The organism is Parabacteroides sp. MSK.9.14 (assembly GCF_019041495.1).
GTDB lineage: Bacteria > Bacteroidota > Bacteroidia > Bacteroidales > Tannerellaceae > Parabacteroides > Parabacteroides merdae.
In genome coordinates, this window is sequence record NZ_JAHPXO010000003.1 from 21656 (window position 1) to 38385 (window position 16730).

Sequence of the window (16730 nt, forward strand, 5' to 3'; positions counted from 1 at the left end):
TAATTTGATTGATTTAGAAAGAAGGAAGAAATTTATGATTTTTGATTTACGATTTATTTCCGTGCCGCATAAATTATAAATCAAAAATCATAAATCTATAGTGTTACCAAGCGAAGATAGGATATTCCTTCATGATGCCGTTCACTTTTTCGCGAACAGCCGTGATAGTCTTGTCGCATTCGGGTGCTGCCAGTACAGTGTCAATCAGTTCGACGATCTCGGCCATCAGCGGTTCTTTAGCGCCGCGGGTCGTGATAGCCGGAGTTCCGACACGGATGCCGGAAGTCTGGAATGCCGAACGGCTGTCGAACGGAACCATATTCTTGTTTACGGTGATATCGGCGGCTACCAATGCCTTTTCTGCCACCTTGCCGGTCAGTTCGGGGAACTTCTTGCGCAGGTCGATCAACATGCTGTGGTTGTCCGTACCGTCGGAGATGATCTTGTAACCTTTGTCCATGAATGCTTTTGCCATAGCAGCCGCATTGGCTTTTACCTGAGCCTGGTAGGTCTTGTATTCCGGTTCCAGCGCTTCGCCGAAGGCCACGGCTTTGGCGGCGATCACGTGTTCCAGCGGACCGCCCTGTATGCCTGGGAATACGGCGGAATCCAGCAGTTGGGACATCTTCTTGATCTCTCCCTTCGGTGTCTTCTTGCCCCAGGGATTCTCGAAATCCTTACCTAACAGGATGATGCCGCCACGCGGACCGCGCAAGGTCTTGTGGGTTGTGGAAGTTACAATATGGGCATATTCCAGCGGGTTATTCAGTAGTCCGGCTGCGATCAGTCCGGCAGGGTGAGCCATATCGATCATCAGAAGGGCACCGACCTTGTCGGCTATTTCACGCATCCGTTTGTAGTCCCACTCACGGGAATAAGCGGAACCGCCACCTACGATCAATTTCGGTTTTTCTCGTAAAGCGACTTCTTCCATCTGGTCGTAGTCTACACGACCGGTGTCTTCTTTTACATTATATTCTGTAGCGTGGTATAAAATACCAGAACTGTTTACAGGAGAACCGTGAGAAAGGTGGCCACCGTGTGCCAGGTTTAGGCCTAAGAATGTATCACCGGGATTCAGGACTGCCAGAAATACGGCTGCGTTAGCCTGTGCTCCTGAATGCGGTTGTACGTTGGCCCACTCTGCATTGAAAATCTGTTTCAACCGTTCGATGGCGATAGTTTCGCTCTGGTCTACTACTTCGCAACCTCCATAATAGCGCTTACCGGGATATCCTTCTGCGTATTTATTGGTCAGACAGCTACCCATGGCTTGCATCACCTGGTCGCTTACAAAGTTTTCGGAAGCAATCAGTTCAATACCTTTCAGTTGGCGCTGATGTTCCTTCTCAATGATGTCGAAAATGATATTGTCTCTTTTCATTACATGTAAAATTGGTTATTGCAATGAGTCCCCTTCTTCTTTTGGGGGGATCGTTGGCAAATTTACGATAAAAAATCTATAGCAGGGATAAATAATATCGAAATATCCTTATAATTTCACCACATTTCCTTCTTTACTGCTCTTCCAGGCTGCCTCGATCAGGCGGATGACAAGCAATACGTCGGCGGCATCCGTCAAGAGCGGTTCTCCGTGGCGGAGATGACGGTAGATGTTGTCGTAAAATCCTGTATAATTTCCGGCAAGACTGGGATATTTGTAATGGACGACGTTGCCGTCTTTCTCTGTGTGAAGAAGTCCCCAGGTACTTTCGTCTTCAACTCCCCAGTAGGGAGTACCGGGCATTTGTCCGTCATTCAGATCCGCTTCCTGACGGTCCAGGCCGTATTTGACGAATGAGCCTTCCGTACCGTGTAAGATGAAGCGGGGCTCTGGTTCGCACATCAGATAGCTGGATTTCAGGGTGACTTTGACACGTGGCGCCTTAGACGGACGAAGTAGATGGATCACGAAATAATCATCTACCATGCCGCCTGTACGAATGGTGTCGATATCGGCGAAAACCGCATCTGGCACACCGAACAATTGAACAGCCTGGTCGATTATATGAGCCCCTAGGTTATAGGTCAAGCCGCCGCCCAACTCTCCGGTTTCCTTCCATGTTCCCGGTTTTATAAAGTTGCGATAGCGAGGGAAAGTTGACTCGAACTCAACAAGACGTCCCAACAGCCCTTTATTCAGTATTTCCCGAACTGTAAGGAAATCCGAATCCCAACGCCTGTTCTGATATACACTTATAGCCAGCCCTTTGGACTGAGCGAGGTCGACTAATTCCTGTCCTTGCTCTGCTGTTGCCGTGAAAGGTTTTTCGACAATCACATTCTTTCCTGCCTCCAGTGCTTTCCGTGTATACTCGTAATGCGTACTGTCTGGCGTATTGATAACGACCAGTTCCAGCTCATCCAAAGCAACGAGCTCTTCAAAACTGCGCACAATACGGGCTGAAGGATAACGCTCTTTCGACAGATTCTTATTGCGCTCCGTGATTGCTGTCAGGCAGAAAGCTGGGTTTGTACTGATAAATGGGGCGTGGAATATTTGTCCAGACATGCCGAAGGCTGCCAATCCTGTTTTTATCTTTTCCATTTTTATGAAAGTTTATTTTTGCGAAGATATGAATTTATCGATTACGATGGCTTACGATTTTTACAGAAAACAAATAGCGAGTTATGTTTCTAATGCCTTCGGGACATAACACGCAACCTTGGAAATTTCGCATTGCTGATAATGCTATTATGATTGAAGATATTTTATTCTACCAAATAGGGAAACGGCAGACAAATCGTAGCTACAGAATACGTTTAAAGAATGTATTGACGTAAGGTGAACTCTCACGTTTTTATTGAAAGCTGCCGAGATTGGGATGTCTTATGCATTTCTGAATCAGCCATGTGAGATTACGACGTTAGCTTCTGCTTTACAAGATAGGTTGCCGATCAATAGGGAATTCCCAGTCTTGATACTCAGAATAGGTTATGCAAAGCCAGTTCCTTATTCTTCCCGTAAGAAAATTGAGACATTGCTAATTTGATATTTCTACTCAGAGTGACAGCAGAATAATTGAAGTGAAAAAATATCAGCAGTTTGTGAACAATGTAAAAAACAAGACTGTTTATTTGAGGTATATGAAGAATATAAATTCAAATAATCTAAAAAACATGAAAAGTATGATGTCGTACACGGACGCTGAAAACGGGAAGGTTGCCTTAATGCAGGAAATATTGGGGGTGAAAGACATACAAGATATCGACTTGCTCTATGAATTGCATCAGGAGTTTATGGATGCGCAAAAGAATGCAGGAACAGGAAATAGTGAAGGGCAGAGTGAACTTTCATGATTTTTCAAAAACAAAAAAGAGAATGTTATTAATTAACATTCTCTTTTTTGTGACCGCGACAGGATTCAAACCTGTAACCGGCTGATCCGTAGTCAGCTACTCTATTCAGTTGAGCTACGCGGCCAATCTTTATATTTTCGTTTAAACTTTATCTTAAAATGGTGACCGCGACAGGATTCAAACCTGTAACCGGCTGATCCGTAGTCAGCTACTCTATTCAGTTGAGCTACGCGGCCAATCTTCATTTTCGTTTAAACTTCATCTTGAAATGGTGACCGCGACAGGATTCAAACCTGTAACCGGCTGATCCGTAGTCAGCTACTCTATTCAGTTGAGCTACGCGGCCATTATTTCGTGATTGCGAGTGCAAAGGTAGCACTTTCTTTTATATTCGCAAGCCTTTTCGGTATCTTTTTTTTGACTAATCAAGCATCTTTGGGTTAAATATCAGATAACCAATATTCAAGCCAAAATTAAAATTTTTAGCTGGATAGCTGTATCCGTTTGCATACAGGCTGATGCTAGCGAAAGGCAGTTGTAAAACAAGGGCTGCTTCTCCCATATATTTAAAAGAATGAAGGAATTTCCCGTAATAGGGGATTGCCGTGTATGTGTTATTGTTCCATACTTCTTCTTTTTTTATTTCGTATAATGGTGCGAAACCGTACATGTCGAGGCGAAAGTGCAGCAGCTTGCTGAATTTCAAGATCGGTGACAAACCGAATGCCACGTATTGGTTGGCGCGGAACGCCTCGTTGAAGACAATCTGGCTATGTGGCGTCGGTGTGAAGGCTGGTGCTTGCAAAACGGAAGCCGTATAGTTGTTCATCAGATTCTTGCTGGAGAGCACTAGTTCACTCATAAAACCGAGGTTGAAATATGGACTGATCGTCTTGTACTGTTCCCATTCACCTTTCATTTGCAGCCAGCTATGGACTTTCCGGTCGAATGAGCCCATATCTGTAATGGGAGACGGCATATACTTTTCTGTACCGGTTACATATTGTGCCACTAAGAATTGTTTTCGCCCGGAGATCGGATATTGTTTATAATCCAGCGAGTTACGCTCGATGCTGAGCGAACCGGCAAACAGATCATACCTGCTATGATCGGTGGTCGCGTTCGGGAATGTCATGTTGGAGGTCTGGAAATAATAATCATTCAGCCGGCCATAAGCAAAACCGATCTCGGCTTTGGCACGATTCAGGAATGGGAATCCTAACTTGACCTTCGTGTACAATTCTTTCTGGTGGATGAAAGCCGGTAGTACGTCTTCGTAGAACAAAGACTGGCTTTCGGAGTATTTTTTGTCTGAGAATACGCCTTGCCAATTCAGGTAGGTCGGTATTCTCGTCTGCAAATAGATACGGCCGTTCAACATCACGCCACTGAACGAGTTGCCGACCTGGAAGTTGGCGTTTACATCGGCGGCATATCGTCTCAAATACTGGTATCCCAGTCCTAGAAACAGTTGGTTGGCCTGGTAGGAGGAGATGTTGCCTCCGAATCCAACCGTGATCTCTTCCTTCATTTTGACATCAAGATACAGGTCGAACTTCTTTTCCTTCCGATTATAAACGGCATGGGGCAATATCTCTTTAATCTTGGAATAGGTTAGCATTTTGAAATAAGCACGCTTGAACTCTTCCATCGAGAACTCATGATTGATGTCACGATGGAGTTGAGATTCAATATATTTCTTTTGCGATTCATTTACGCCTGTCACATATATATTCTGGAAAATCAGCGGAGGAAGGCCTTGCTTATAGGCCGCACGGCGTTTGTTGACTTCGCTTAGTTCCACACGCCGGGGGACACGCGCCTTGATGGAGTCGATCATCGCCATCGTCCGTTTATAGCCAATATTCATCAAATCCCGTGCTTTTTGAAAATCGAGCAGGGAGACGGTAGGGAAGCTAAATTTTATCATCATACCTTCGTCTTCGGGTACGTCGTATTCCGTTTTCTGCATGATCATTGTTTCAAGCTGGTTATAAGGATTGGACGAAGGTTTGTTGTTACCGCCTGCCACAGTCGAACCGAAGATGAAGTCCGGATGGAAAGCCTCCTTCATCGGGCCTACCGGGAAATTGTCGTAGATACCGCCGTCGAAAATAGGGACGCTATCTTTCCAGATCGGCTGGAAAAAGAAGGGGAATGTCATTGATGCACGGACAGCGTCTCCGAGATCTCCGTTTTTGAAAATAATAGCTTTTTTGCTGTAGATATCCGAGGCCACGCAACGGAATGGGACAAAGAGATTGTCGAAATTCCAGCCGGCTTTTGCTGTCGCTTGTGAAAACAAGGCCATAAACGCCTGATTCATCTGGATCGGATTGATCAGACTTTGTGGAAGGAAACTGGCTTTCACTTGTAACGAATCGGTCATGTCTATGGAAAAGTGCCCGAATTCCGGTGTCGGGTCGGGGCGTTTGAAATAATATTTGTATTCGTTTTCCACCGTTCCGGTTTGCCAGTAGCTGAACTCCTCGGAGAGCATCAGTTCAACCATTTCTTCGGGTGTATATCCCATTGCATAGAGACTACCGACGATCGCGCCGGCAGATGTTCCCGTTATGTAATCAATAGGTATTCCGTTTTCTTCCAGAGCTTTGATTACTCCAATATGGGCGGCACCTTTCGCACCGCCACCGCTCAGAACCAAGCCTACTTTCTGGGCATATCCTATTTGTAAGGCCGCAAACAACAGGGCTGTCAGTACAGCTATTTTTTTCATACTTGTATCTTCTCTGCTTAATGAATTCAAATGTAGTCGTTATTTCTCAGAATACAAGAGTTTGAGATATATAAAATACAACATAAAATTAGTTCGTTTTGTTAATCTTGCGAAGAAACTTGGTGTCGGCCGTTGGTCAAAATAAGAAAGGGTGTCAAACTTTCCATTCCCATATCAAGTGCGGGAATGGGGACTTTGACACCCTTTTGCTATTTTTTCCGGCTTCGGTTTAACCGATCATCTGAACGCTGCGTTTGATGAATTGGCTCAATGCTTCACCTTTCAACATACCGTTTGCCAACAGGGCAAGGTCGATTAACTGGCTGACCAGTTTATTTCCACCAGCATATTCAGACAGGATGCTGTTGCGCTGTTCTACCAGTTCGTCAATCTTTTTGTTCGTATTCGTCATATCTTCCTTCTCTTCAGAAGTGATTTCTTCTTCTTTCTTCTTGCTCTGGGCTTCGCGCAAGTCGGACTGGCGGGCTTTCCAGCCTTTCAGGTCAGAAAGGATCGGATTCAGCTTTTCGGCACAAGCCGCTTCTTCTTCGCTCAGGATTTTCTTAACCAGTTCGTGGTCTGTGTTCAGCACCAGATTGTAGTTATCCGGCAGTTCTCCATAAAACGACATACCTGGTTGCATGGCAGACATTTCGCGCATACGGCGCATATATTCGCTTTGTGTCAGCATGACCGGGTTTGAGTTTTCTCCCAACGCCTCGAATGTGACAATGAAATCTGTCTTCTCGATCTTCGGTAACTGGCTTTTGAACATCTCCTGCAGAGCATTTTTTTCGTCCTCATTCAGTGTTACCTTGTTGACATTGTCCTTGCGGATCAGATTGTCGATCGTGTCGCTATCCACACGGACGAAGCGTGTTTTTTCGAACTTCTGTTCCATCTGGCTTATAGCATGGACATCCAGCTGACCATCCATGATCAGCACGCTGTAGGCTTTGTCTTTTGCAGCCTGGATATAGCTGTACTGGTCATTGGCATTTGTTGTGTACAAGTAGATCAGGTTGCCTTCCTTGTCTGTCTGGTTGGCTTCCGTCAGGGCTTTGTACTCTTCGAATGTGTAATATTTGCCGTCTACATCCTTCAATAGGGCGAACTTGGCTGCCCGATCGTAAAATTTTTCTTCGCTCAACATTCCGTACTGGATGAAAAGTTTCAGGCTGTCCCACTTTTCTTCAAATTGAGGACGGTCGTTCTTGAACATTTCTTCCAGGCGATCTGCCACCTTTTTCATAATGTGGTTGGAGATCTTTTTCACGTTCTGGTCGCTCTGTAGGTAAGAACGGGACACGTTCAGCGGTATATCCGGAGAATCGAGCACACCGTGCAGCAATGTCAGGAATTCAGGAACGATACCTTCAACCGAATCGGTGACGAACACTTGGTTGCAGTATAATTGGATCTTATTGCGATGCAGATCGATGTTGCTCTTGATGCGCGGGAAATACAGGATACCGGTCAGATGGAACGGGTAATCCACATTCAGATGAATCCAGAACAGAGGTTCGTCGGACATCGGATACAGATCCTGATAGAATTTCTTATAATCTTCATCTGTCATATCGGTCGGCTTACGAACCCATGCCGGTTGGATATCGTTGATGATATTGTCTTCGTCGGTATCGACATATTTGCCGTCTTTCCATTCCTGCTTCTTTCCGAATGCGATGGGAACTGGCAGGTAACGGCAGTACTTAGTCAACAGGCTGTTGATCTTGTCTTTGTTCAGGAAATCTTTGTTCTCGTCGTCAATATACAGGATGATGTCTGTTCCGCGATCTTCTTTTTCCGTCTCTTCCAATGTGTATTCGGGTGTGCCGTCGCAGCTCCATTTCATAGGAACGGCTCCTTCTTTATACGATTTGGTGACGATCTCCACTTTCTTGGAAACCATAAAAGAAGAATAGAAACCAAGTCCGAAGTGGCCGATGATGGCGGCTGCGTCGTTCTTGTATTTTTCAACGAACTCTTCTGCGCCGGAGAAGGCGATCTGATTGATATATTTGTCAATCTCTTCGGCAGTCATACCGATACCGCGGTCGGAGATTTTGATCGTATTGCTATCGAAGCTGACATGTACGGTCAAATCTCCCAGTTCTCCTTTGAACTCGCCGACAGAAGCCAGTGTTTTCAACTTCTGTGTTGCATCAACTGCGTTAGATACCAATTCACGAAGAAAAATTTCGTGATCACTATATAAAAACTTTTTGATGATAGGGAAGATGTTCTCACTCGTAACACCGATGTTTCCTTGTTTTGCCATAATCCGATATAAAATATTTTGATGTTATACTTATTGTTTCCTATAACTATAATTATTTACGCAATGTTCAGTTACAAAAACAATGCCAAACAAACAAAATGACATTTTGACTGACAAGTTATCAGTATGGAGAGGGAAAGAAGTGGAATGTATATAAAAAATTAAAGGCTGTCTCACGACAACCCCTAACCAACTTTGTTAACCTTAAATCTAATACTATTATGAAAAAACCACATTGCAAATGTACGGATACTTCTATAATTGTCAATAGATAAAATATTAAATTTTGTTCTTTTGGTTTTAATAAAATCTAATATCTTCAGATCTCTTGCTTTTTATACGTTATTAGGCTTGTGAGAACCATCGCAACGGTGGATAAAGGCAATGCGAACAGGATCGGATCGATGGCGAACCAGGGATAGATATCGATCAAAACATCACGTCCAGACAGCATATTGCATAAGCCGACTGCTCCGGCTTCCGCCTTGTGAAGAAACAGCATGGCAAACAAACTTGCCAGTGCCCCCGTCCATAAACTAGCCAGTGCTCCTTCCTTGGTCGCCTTTTTCCAGAAAAGGGAACAGAAGTAGGCCGGGAGAAAAGTGGCGGCACAAATCCCCATGAACAGGGCTGTCCCGCGTGCTATGACTCCTGCACTCAGCGTATAACAGATTATATAACTGACCAGAATGGAGCAAAGTACTCCGATGCGTACACCCATCGTCGAGTTGGCATTCTTTCGATGTCCCAGTTTAGGGAATATGTCTGCCCCGAAAGAAGCTCCCATCGTGTGGAACTGGGCGCTGAGCGTAGACATACTTGCCGACAAGATACAGAGCATGAAAACGGCACTGAACCATTCCGGCATTGCCCGGTCGATAAACAGCGGGATAATCTTATCCATATCCTTGATGGCTTCCGATGCAACCACGCCTTCTGTTTTCAGGAAAAAGAGGTTCGATAATGCCCCGACATGATAAATGGCTCCGACGGTCACGATCAGAAAAACACAACCGATCAGAACGCCCCGGTTCAATTGCTTGGTGCTTTCCACCATCATAAAACGTACGACCAACTGAGGTTGGGCAAGGCAACCGATGCCGACTCCCAAGATCAGCGAGGTTACGAGGGTGTACCATTGCGGAGACCCAGTCACAGGCATGGCTGTCCATCCTTGGTGTCCTACCTCCTTAAACCGTTCAGGAACAAGCGGGGCGATTTCCGTCAGTTTCCGGTTGGCTTCGATAAAGCCCATATCCATCACCCGATAGAACCAGAATAGCAAGAACAGCATGCAGGCGAACATGATGACGGCTTGCAAAGCATCCGTATATAACACGCCTTTAATACCTCCCGTGATAACATAGGCCGCTACTATAAGCGTGAAAATAAGCAGTGCCAGATGCAAGTCTATGTGGAACATCTGTTCGATGAACACTGCACCTCCTTTCATTACGACTGCTGCATACAAAGGCATGCCGATAAAGATGATGGCGGCAATAAATATCTGTATGGCACGCGAATTATAGTGCAACCCCAATAATTGCGGGAATGTGCGGGCATTGTACTTTTCGCCTAACTTACGGGTGTTCCGCCCGAATATGATAAAAGCGATGACAACGCCCATAAACATATTCAACAAGCAAAGCCATTGGATTCCCATACCGAACGTGGCCGCAACCCCTCCGAAACCGACAATGGCCGATGCGGAAATAAAGGTTGCCCCGTATGAAAGGGCCATGATAACAGGATTTACTTTCCGTCCCCCCAGCAAATAATCGCTAGCATTTTTCGTTTGTTTGTATCCGATATATCCCAGCCAAGCCAGGATGAACATATAGATAATTACTACGATACCTAAAGTCAGTGTGCTCATTTTTCCGGCTGTTGTGGGTTAGTACTCTCCTCGTCGTCTTTATTCCAATGGGTTATTCCGAACCAAATGGAATAAAACAGGCAGACGAGGGCTAACAGGTAGGCCAGCCAGATGCCAGGGTCGCTTATTCCGAACATGTATTGTTGTTGTTTATAATTTGATCAAATCACTTTCACAAATATATTCCAGATTCTGACGACGGATCACTTCGCGAGCGGCTTCCCGGTTATTCGTCCGTAAGATCAAAATTGATTTCTCATTGGCTGAGAAGCAATACATATATTCGATACTGACACCGGCTTTCGTGAAACAAGACAAAGTCTGGGCAAAACTGCCTGCACAGGAGTTTGTGACGATTGCCAGCACATCGGTCAGGTTTGCACTGACATTGTTGCCTTTCAGGATTTTATAAGCCTTTTGCGGATCGCTGACTATAATGCGCAGAATACCGTATTCGGATGTGTCTGCTACCGTTGCGGCAATGATTCGTATCTTCTCTTCGGCCAGCAAAGCGAGGATTTCGCTTAATTTACCGTATTTGTTTTCCAGAAAAATAGAAATCTGATTGACTGTCATGTTGATTATGATTTTAGATTTATGAATTATGAGTTCAGCAAAGTTTACGCAAGTCTTTCACCCGGACAGCTTTTCCATCCTGTACCGGCAGGGAGCCTTTGGCGACCAGTTTGAGATGGGGAGTCAGAAGCAGCTCGTCTTTCAGCTGGCGGGTGATTTCCTTTGTCAAGCGTTGTAAAACGCTGTAATCGTCGGTAAACAGGTCGCTCAATTCCACTTCAATCAGCATCTCGTCATTGTTTCCTACCGTTTCGATTGTAATTAGATAATTGCTACCCAGTTCTTTAAACTGCATCAGTATCTTTTCGATCTGGATAGGGAAGAGGTTGACCCCTTTCAATATGATCATGTCGTCGCTACGGCCTTTGAAACGTGCAAGGCGTTTGTGCGTTCGTCCGCAGGGACATTCACCCGGAAGGACACAGGTCAGGTCACGGGTACGATAACGGAGCAAAGGCATTGCCTCTCGGTTGATGGTCGTCAGGACCATTTCGCCGACTTCACCTTCTTTTACCGGTTGCAGTGTGACTGGATCGATAATTTCTACGATTACATTATCTTCCCAGATATGGAGCCCGTTCTGTTCCGTACATTCGAATGCGACGCCGGGGCCGTTCATCTCCGACATTCCGAAACAATTGTATGCTTTTACGCCTAACAATTGTTCGATCCGGCGGCGTTGTTCTTCCGAGTGAGGCTCAGCACCGATACAAACGGTGTGCAGTTTGGTGTCGCGACGGGGATCGAGGCCCATTTCATACATCACTTCCGCCAGGCGAGTAGCATAGCTGGGAATGATATGGAGGCAAGTCGTCCCGAAATCCGTAATGAACTTGATCTGCCGCTTGGTATTTCCTGCTGCTGCCGGTACGGTCAGGCAACCTAATTTTTCAGCTCCGTATTGGAATCCCAATCCTCCGGTAAACATTCCGTAACCGGAAGTGTTCTGGAATACGTCTGTGTCGCGAATGCCTACCATATACATACAGCGTGCCACCTGGTTAGCCCATTGGTCCAAGTCTTTGGCCGAATGCAATACGACTGTTGGGTTTCCTGTAGTACCGCTTGACGAATGGATACGGACACAGTCCTTGATAGGAATAGCCGCCATGCCGTACGGATAATTGTTGCGAAGGTCGTCTTTCGTCGTAAAAGGAATCTTTTGCAAATCGTCCAGTGATTGTATACTGTCGGCTGTGATGCCGTTTTCTTTGAAAACTTTGCTGTAGAAAGGAGAATTTCCGGCTGCTTCAATTGTTTTTCTCAATCGCTCAAACTGTAGCTTTTTCAAATCTTCGCGATTCATGGTTTCAATATCTTTCTGCCAATATTCCATCGTTTTTTGCATTATAATGTGTTTGATTCATGAAATTAGACTGCAAATGTATTGTTAATTTTGGAGAAATCAAAGATCAGTCCGGTCAGATTCGTATATAACATAGAGGCCGACAAGGCAGCGGTACAGGCGGCTGTTGACACAAACTACAGTAATGCCTTACTCGAAGGGACGGTAAACAGAGTAAAAACTATTAAAAGGACAATGTTCAATAAGGCAGGGTAACAAAGAACTTGCGTTTTGTGTAAAACAACTATCATACTATCATAATTGAATTTATATACTTGTAAAACAGTATATTATTCTATGATAGTTCCTGTTTTCAACTATCATTCATCTATCATAACTATCATGGGCAAAAGCAATAAAGCATTGTATATCAATATCCCGTCAAATTTCAGATATGTTCTGAAGCTGATACAAAATAGATTAAATAGGCTCGTTTTTTCATGAAGACAAGCTGTTCTTTTACCAAAAACAACTTGAAAAGTTTCTTCAGACCCGGGTGGAAGGGCATGGGAGATCCGGGTGTGGAGGAGGTGGAGACCCGGATCTTCGTGAAACCGGGACGGGGATGTGGAGCTGTTTATCTGCCTTGTTTGAGGAGATTTTATGCACTGTTTCTGATTAAAATAACCTTCATTCGCCCATTTCTCCTGTCTTAACAGTCTCCCGCATATTTACGGGGATAATTGAATGTGATAGCCAGCAAAGCTCCGACACCCAACAAATAAGGATAATATAAATACTGCATGATCTCGATGGGAGAGACATGCCCTAAACCTGCCGCCATCAATAATTGCGCGCCGTAGGGTATGATGCCTTGTACGAAGCAGGAAAAAATGTCCAGCAGACTGGCACTGCGTCTTGGATCGATTTTAAAACGATCGGCAATATCTTTGGCTATTGGGCCTGCCATGATCAAAGCGATGGTATTGTTTGCGGTGCAAAGATTTGCAAAGCTGATTAGTGCGGCAATACTCCCTTCGGCTCCTTTGGTGGAACGAATGCGGGAAGTGAGTTTCAAGATGATCCAATCGATACCTCCGTTATATCGTATCATTTCCAGCATTCCACCGGCCAATAAAGTCACGATGATAAGTTCGCCCATATTTGTGATGCCTAACCCCATTGATGCATTCCATCCCCAGATATCGAATCCGCCTGTAAGCAATCCGACGATACCGGAAAGAATGATCCCGGCTATTAGAACCATCATGACATTCACACCGCAGATAGCTGTTACCAGGACAACTAGGTAGGGCAGGACCTTGATCCATTCGATCGGCCCTGTTTCATATCCGCTCCCGACCCCACTCCCGATCAGCACATAGAGAAGACCGGTCAGGATGGCGATCGGCAGAGCAATTCGAATATTCACTTTGAACTTGTCGTTCATATTACAACCTTGTGTGCGGGTGGCGACGATAGTGGTATCCGATATGAAAGACAGGTTGTCTCCAAACATGGCTCCGCTTACTACGACACCCAGCATCAGGGCATCTGGCATTCCGGTTTTGTCGGCGATCCCTACGGCAACAGGAGCCAAGGCAACGATTGTTCCGACAGATGTCCCGACAGAAATGGAAATGAAACAGGCCGCAAGGAATATTCCGGCTGCCAACAAATTGCCAGGTAGGATGGACATGGCCAGATTCACGGTAGCATCGACTGCTCCCATCGCTTTGGCTGTTTGGGCGAAAGCACCGGCAAGAATGAAGATCAATACCATCAGCATGATATTGCTGTTGGCTGCCCCTCGGCAGAATTGCTCGATCCGATTGCTGATCTTACCCCCTTTGGACATGGCGATGGCAACAACTGAGGCGATAACAAAGGCTACGGTAATAGGCATCTTATAGAAATCGCCTGCAATGATGGACACTACAAGGTAAGACAATAAAAAAACAACCAAAGGTGTCAGTGCCCAAGGATTAGGGGCATGGTGTAAACGTGAACTGTTCAGATCTGTCATTCTTAATTAAACCGCATGTTAGAAAGTGAATCTTAATGCAATACGGATACCTCCCTTCTTAATATCAGGATGATCCAAATAAGTTAAGCGTCTGTAATAATCAATGCGCAGGATCTTGAATATATTTTCCAAACCGACGCTGCATTCCATATATGGAGTGCTACCTAATGGCTGTGTCCCATCTGGTAATAGGAAAAGTCCCGGCGTCAAGGTCGGATTATTTTTGTCCGTTAGTCCACCATAGATCATATTAAAGGAAAGGACTTCACGTAGACGCAACCACTTGATGCCCGGAATACGGTTCAGAATCCACCCTTTCAGATAATAAGTAGCATTGAACGATACATATTGGTCGGTCACAAACTCCAACGCGTTCATCATGTGGAATGCTTCCGGCTGGATTGTGACGGATTGGTTCGTATTCGGCAAAATCAACAGGGGGAAAGGTACCTTGTCCCAGACCTTGCCCGCTTTAACCTGTGCATCGATATGCCCAAACGAAGAAAGCCAGATACGTTTCTCGGCACTGATCTCCGTATGGTTGTAATTGTAATCACCGCCTAACACGCCTTTAATACCTAATTGATGGGAGAGCTTGAATACAGGGGCATCTTTAGACAGGTTGAATACGGATTCTTTCCCCGAACGCCCGTTATAAGCGCGTTCACCCGGAGCGAAACGCAACTGTGTCCCGATTTCGGATGTCGTAAAATCTTTTATATGGTATAAATTCCCGGATTCGTCCCGTTTAATATATTGAAGCGTTCCTGCCGCCTCGTTGTTCTGATTCATTATCCAGGACTTCCATGTCAGGCCGTTCAGCCATTCTTTTTCGTATTGCAATACGCTTTTGCGGATATATTGCATCTTGGTCACAGGTTCACCTACTTTCCAGGCAACGAATATGTTATCTTTGCTTGTGAAAAGGAAATCTTGGCCTGGGGTATACACGTCATATTCTTGGATGAACGACAGATTATTGACCGGATTTTCACCTTCGTGATATTCTTTTTTAGTGAAACTGTGTGTTAACTTCAAATTGTATTTGATCTTGCGGTCATTTGTACCGTAAGCTAGATAACCGCTTGCAAACCAATACGGATTGAGGTTGGCAGTCGTCATTCCTCCCACACGCATACGAAAACCTTCCAGATGGTTTGCACTGAAGGTTGTATTCATCGGACCGAAGTCAAATTTGGTCACCTTCTTGTCATTTGCTGTCGGGATATAGCCCGTTATCAGGATCTCTGCGGTTTTGATAATGGCATTGAAAGCCGGAACTTTCCGCAGTTGTCCCAATAAATCTTTTAGCGCATCTTCCTTCTCTTTCAATGGAATAGGGCGGTTGTGCGTCCAGAACGTATCCGGCTGTGCCGTCGCCTCCGGCAAGACATGCAATGCCCCTAAGAGCCCGAAAACGGAATCTGCATTTTGCACGTTGAAATTATAATTGTCATAATTCCTTAGCTGGTGCGCATAGAGCTGTTGCGTCCCCTTTACCACATAGAAATTGACGAAAGTATTCTCTTGGTCGAGTACCCAGGTACTATCTGGCATCTGCTTGAATTCCTGCTCAATACGGAGTTTATCCACCCAATTTAGGTTGATGTTTGCGGGGGTGTTCAGCAATACTTTCTTGACCGCATAATTACCGTCAAGCGTGATATAAAGCCGTCCCGTAAAACCGTAGCTTTCGCTGTTTGCCGGAACGAAAGCCAGATCCACACATTTATCTCCTCCCACATCGAGCGTATCCATGATGTAGTAATGGTAATATGTGGTCGCCAATGTCGATGATAATGGGCTGACGAACCGATTCAATAGAATAGGAATATTGTTATCGAAAATATTGATACTCTTAAAAATCTCTTCCAGGTTGGAGGTTATGCCGCCACCGTCATCTAATGTTTTATCGATCCCCTGCATGCGCTTGGCTCTGACAATTGTCTTTTCCGCTTTGGGACTTTTCCGGTAGTAGAAGTCCGATAGGTTTTCACGCACGGAGACGGTCAGGATCGGTTTGCCGTTAAACTCGGACGTGTCCAGATAGTTTTTGATAAATTTGAACTTTTTCAGAAATTTGTTCTTGTCGAGATTCGGATTGAAATTATCCAGCGACAGACTTAGTTTTTCGTATACTTCCGTTTGATATTCCGGCTTTGCCTCGATCCGGTTGTCGTTCTTATGTGCAATTACTTTTTTGATAAGCTCTACAGCCGGATTATCCTTGCGGGTATATTTTTCTCTTTTGGGTTTGACCACGACTTCCGAAATCTCGAAAGCAGTCGGCTTCAACAATACTTCCAAATTGTCATTCTTTTTACCGGGCTTGAGATCGATGAATTTAGTATCGTATCCCAATGAGGCGGCGGCCAGTTTGGTATAGCCCTGATTGTTTTGAAGGGTGAATGTTCCATTGTCGTCTGTCATAGCTCCGATAGTCGACCCGTCAAAATAGACGGATACGAATGGGAGCGGTTCACCGGTAATAGAATCTTTGACAATACCGGATGCCGAGGTAAAACTCTGAGCGTGTGATAGAAAAATTCCTGCTACAGCTTGTAACAGAGCTATTAATATGATATAACGGATAAATCTTACCATGTATTTAACGTTGTTCCTTCTCGGATATGGACAACAAAGATAAGG

Annotated in this window: 12 protein-coding genes and 3 tRNA genes; 2 read left to right on the forward strand and 13 right to left on the reverse strand. The window is 45.0% G+C overall.

Annotated elements, in window-relative coordinates:
• Positions 1–103: 103 nt before the first annotated feature.
• Positions 104–1384 carry a serine hydroxymethyltransferase gene (glyA, locus tag KTG12_RS02385; protein WP_005638041.1) on the reverse strand — a complete coding sequence of 427 codons (1281 nt, stop codon included), beginning with the start codon at positions 1382–1384 and terminating at the stop codon, positions 104–106.
• 108 nt (positions 1385–1492) lie between these two features.
• Positions 1493–2548 carry a Gfo/Idh/MocA family oxidoreductase gene (locus tag KTG12_RS02390; protein WP_155143982.1) on the reverse strand — a complete coding sequence of 352 codons (1056 nt, stop codon included), beginning with the start codon at positions 2546–2548 and terminating at the stop codon, positions 1493–1495.
• A gap of 572 nt (positions 2549–3120) precedes the next feature.
• Here KTG12_RS02390 and KTG12_RS02395 point away from each other — a divergent pair.
• Positions 3121–3300 carry a hypothetical protein gene (locus tag KTG12_RS02395; protein ID WP_227226218.1) on the forward strand — a complete coding sequence of 60 codons (180 nt, stop codon included), beginning with the start codon at positions 3121–3123 and terminating at the stop codon, positions 3298–3300.
• A 50-nt stretch (positions 3301–3350) separates the two neighbouring features.
• On the opposite strand, the gene KTG12_RS02400 is transcribed toward KTG12_RS02395, so the two are convergent.
• The 9 genes from KTG12_RS02400 to KTG12_RS02440 form a co-directional block, all read right to left on the reverse strand.
• A tRNA-Arg gene (locus tag KTG12_RS02400) sits at positions 3351–3424 on the reverse strand.
• 35 nt (positions 3425–3459) lie between these two features.
• Positions 3460–3536 (reverse strand) — tRNA-Arg (locus KTG12_RS02405).
• Between the two features lie 33 nt (positions 3537–3569).
• A tRNA-Arg gene (locus KTG12_RS02410) sits at positions 3570–3646 on the reverse strand.
• 75 nt (positions 3647–3721) lie between these two features.
• Positions 3722–6037, reverse strand: a complete 2316-nt coding sequence (locus KTG12_RS02415; RefSeq protein ID WP_138272651.1) for a patatin-like phospholipase family protein — start codon at positions 6035–6037, stop codon at positions 3722–3724.
• Between the two features lie 229 nt (positions 6038–6266).
• Positions 6267–8318, reverse strand: coding sequence for a molecular chaperone HtpG (gene htpG, locus KTG12_RS02420; protein ID WP_005638030.1), 2052 nt, complete (start codon positions 8316–8318; stop codon positions 6267–6269).
• A 319-nt stretch (positions 8319–8637) separates the two neighbouring features.
• Complete coding sequence (locus KTG12_RS02425) at positions 8638–10194, reverse strand: sodium:solute symporter (protein WP_005638028.1); 1557 nt, start codon at positions 10192–10194, stop codon at positions 8638–8640.
• Positions 10191–10331 carry a symporter small accessory protein gene (locus KTG12_RS02430; protein ID WP_005638026.1) on the reverse strand — a complete coding sequence of 47 codons (141 nt, stop codon included), beginning with the start codon at positions 10329–10331 and terminating at the stop codon, positions 10191–10193. Before KTG12_RS02430 ends, KTG12_RS02425 begins: the two co-directional genes overlap by 4 nt.
• Before the next feature lie 13 nt (positions 10332–10344).
• Positions 10345–10770 carry a hypothetical protein gene (locus tag KTG12_RS02435; RefSeq protein WP_005643216.1) on the reverse strand — a complete coding sequence of 142 codons (426 nt, stop codon included), beginning with the start codon at positions 10768–10770 and terminating at the stop codon, positions 10345–10347.
• A 34-nt stretch (positions 10771–10804) separates the two neighbouring features.
• Complete coding sequence (locus KTG12_RS02440) at positions 10805–12106, reverse strand: phenylacetate--CoA ligase family protein (RefSeq protein ID WP_005648961.1); 1302 nt, start codon at positions 12104–12106, stop codon at positions 10805–10807.
• A gap of 449 nt (positions 12107–12555) precedes the next feature.
• Here KTG12_RS02440 and KTG12_RS22195 point away from each other — a divergent pair, with 449 nt between their 5' ends.
• Positions 12556–12771 (forward strand): hypothetical protein, encoded by a 216-nt coding sequence (locus tag KTG12_RS22195; protein ID WP_005638016.1) that lies wholly within the window; start codon positions 12556–12558, stop codon positions 12769–12771.
• Here KTG12_RS22195 and KTG12_RS02445 read toward each other — a convergent pair.
• Together KTG12_RS02445 and KTG12_RS02450 are read right to left on the reverse strand one after the other, a co-directional pair.
• A complete protein-coding gene (locus KTG12_RS02445) occupies positions 12768–14081 on the reverse strand; it encodes a Na+/H+ antiporter NhaC family protein (protein ID WP_005638014.1) in 1314 nt (437 codons plus the stop codon). The genes KTG12_RS22195 and KTG12_RS02445 overlap by 4 nt on opposite strands.
• Positions 14082–14099: 18 nt before the next feature.
• The gene (locus tag KTG12_RS02450; RefSeq protein ID WP_119216351.1) at positions 14100–16685 is read right to left on the reverse strand and encodes a DUF5686 and carboxypeptidase-like regulatory domain-containing protein; all 2586 of its coding nucleotides are present in this window, start codon (positions 16683–16685) and stop codon (positions 14100–14102) included.
• Positions 16686–16730: the final 45 nt, after the last annotated feature.

Coding starts and splice junctions, on each gene's coding strand:
- glyA (WP_005638041.1), bottom strand. CDS start 1,384: ATGAAAAGAGACAATATCATTTTCGACATCATTGAGAAGGAACATCAG.
- KTG12_RS02390 (WP_155143982.1), bottom strand. CDS start 2,548: ATGGAAAAGATAAAAACAGGATTGGCAGCCTTCGGCATGTCTGGACAA.
- KTG12_RS02395 (WP_227226218.1), top strand. CDS start 3,121: ATGAAAAGTATGATGTCGTACACGGACGCTGAAAACGGGAAGGTTGCC.
- KTG12_RS02415 (WP_138272651.1), bottom strand. CDS start 6,037: ATGAAAAAAATAGCTGTACTGACAGCCCTGTTGTTTGCGGCCTTACAA.
- htpG (WP_005638030.1), bottom strand. CDS start 8,318: ATGGCAAAACAAGGAAACATCGGTGTTACGAGTGAGAACATCTTCCCT.
- KTG12_RS02425 (WP_005638028.1), bottom strand. CDS start 10,194: ATGAGCACACTGACTTTAGGTATCGTAGTAATTATCTATATGTTCATC.
- KTG12_RS02430 (WP_005638026.1), bottom strand. CDS start 10,331: ATGTTCGGAATAAGCGACCCTGGCATCTGGCTGGCCTACCTGTTAGCC.
- KTG12_RS02435 (WP_005643216.1), bottom strand. CDS start 10,770: ATGACAGTCAATCAGATTTCTATTTTTCTGGAAAACAAATACGGTAAA.
- KTG12_RS02440 (WP_005648961.1), bottom strand. CDS start 12,106: ATGGAATATTGGCAGAAAGATATTGAAACCATGAATCGCGAAGATTTG.
- KTG12_RS22195 (WP_005638016.1), top strand. CDS start 12,556: ATGAAGACAAGCTGTTCTTTTACCAAAAACAACTTGAAAAGTTTCTTC.
- KTG12_RS02445 (WP_005638014.1), bottom strand. CDS start 14,081: ATGACAGATCTGAACAGTTCACGTTTACACCATGCCCCTAATCCTTGG.
- KTG12_RS02450 (WP_119216351.1), bottom strand. CDS start 16,685: ATGGTAAGATTTATCCGTTATATCATATTAATAGCTCTGTTACAAGCT.